The organism is Mesorhizobium sp. M2E.F.Ca.ET.209.01.1.1, assembly GCF_004010375.2.
In the GTDB taxonomy this organism is placed as follows: domain Bacteria; phylum Pseudomonadota; class Alphaproteobacteria; order Rhizobiales; family Rhizobiaceae; genus Mesorhizobium.
On sequence record NZ_SADP02000721.1, the window covers coordinates 1 to 329 of the forward strand.

Below are 329 nucleotides of genomic sequence, written 5' to 3' on the forward strand. Positions count from 1 at the left end.
AGCGCCTCGCGGATCGCACCCTGCGGCATCCGCATCCCGCCCATCGACGGCGACGGCAGGCATCCGAACGTGCAGGCCGAGCCAGCTTTCCAGAAGGGCTGGTTCGAGGTCCAGGACGAGGGGTCGCAGATTGCGGCAGCGCTTGCCGGCGCGACGGCTGGCATGCAGGTGCTCGACTTTTGCGCCGGCGCCGGCGGCAAGACGCTGGCGCTGTCGGCTGCGATGGGCAATCACGGTCAGATCTTCGCTCACGATGCCGAAAAGGCGCGGCTGGCGCCGATCTTCGACCGTATCCGCCGCTCGGAAAACCGCAATGTGCAGGTCGCCAC

Annotated in this window: 1 pseudogene; it reads left to right on the forward strand. The window is 68.1% G+C overall.

Annotated elements, in window-relative coordinates:
• Positions 1-329 (forward strand): annotated as a pseudogene (locus EN852_RS37600) (MFS transporter); the annotation flags it as partial.